Genomic DNA, 248 nt, shown 5'->3' with positions numbered 1-248 from the left:
GATGAAAACTTCATGATGCAAGTCTCCTCAAAATCGAGGCTTACCCAGCCAGGAGGGCGTGTCAGCGTCATGCCAAAGTCACAGCTGAAACAGTCTCGCCTGTCATTGGTTCCCAAGCACGCGGCCAGAATCCGACCCTCTGAACGGCGGCCGCGCCGCCATGGCGCTGTTCAAGGAGATCGGCGATTTCTGCGAGGCGAACCGCAGCGACGAGAAGCTCTCGTTCTTCACCAAGCACCTGAAGAAAG

1 protein-coding gene is annotated in these 248 nt (G+C 57.3%); it reads right to left on the bottom strand.

The genetic code is table 11. The features are described from left to right. Positions 1 to 67 precede the first annotated feature (67 nt). Positions 68 to 248 (bottom strand): hypothetical protein (locus tag EOD29_RS36795; protein ID WP_206520606.1); only part of this gene is annotated, 181 nt, incomplete at its 5' end.

Source organism: Mesorhizobium sp. M1A.T.Ca.IN.004.03.1.1, assembly GCF_003997555.1.
GTDB lineage: Bacteria > Pseudomonadota > Alphaproteobacteria > Rhizobiales > Rhizobiaceae > Mesorhizobium.
This window is presented reverse-complemented; position numbering and strand designations above follow the sequence as displayed.